The sequence below is a fragment of the Priestia sp. SIMBA_032 genome (assembly GCF_046535215.1).
GTDB classification, from domain to species: domain Bacteria; phylum Bacillota; class Bacilli; order Bacillales; family Bacillaceae_H; genus Priestia; species Priestia aryabhattai.
In genome coordinates this window covers 1-257 of record NZ_JAWRXD010001033.1, presented here as the reverse complement: position 1 = coordinate 257, position 257 = coordinate 1, and the positions used below count along the sequence as shown (strand labels likewise).

1 protein-coding gene is annotated in these 257 nt (G+C 58.4%); it reads right to left on the bottom strand.

Annotated elements, in window-relative coordinates; genetic code table 11:
- A partial coding sequence (locus tag SB717_RS37480) for an aminotransferase class I/II-fold pyridoxal phosphate-dependent enzyme (protein ID WP_410908202.1) occupies positions 1–257 on the bottom strand: 257 nt, incomplete at both ends.

The window sequence follows — 257 nt, the reverse complement described above, 5'->3', positions numbered from 1 at the left end:
GATAGCAGAAAGCTCTTCCAAAGGCACTGAGGTACCAGTGGGATTACCCGGCGAGGCAATCATCAGCCCTCGAACTGCCTCGGACCAATGAGCCTGCACGAGAGCTGCATCGAGCTGGAATCTGGATGCTGCAGTCGTAGGCACCAGTTCGACATCTGCTCCGTATCCAGCCAGGAACTGCCGGTTACAGGGGTAGGACGGGTCACCGACCAGAACCTTGTCGCCGGGGTTTACCAGGGCAGCTGTCACCAAGAGCA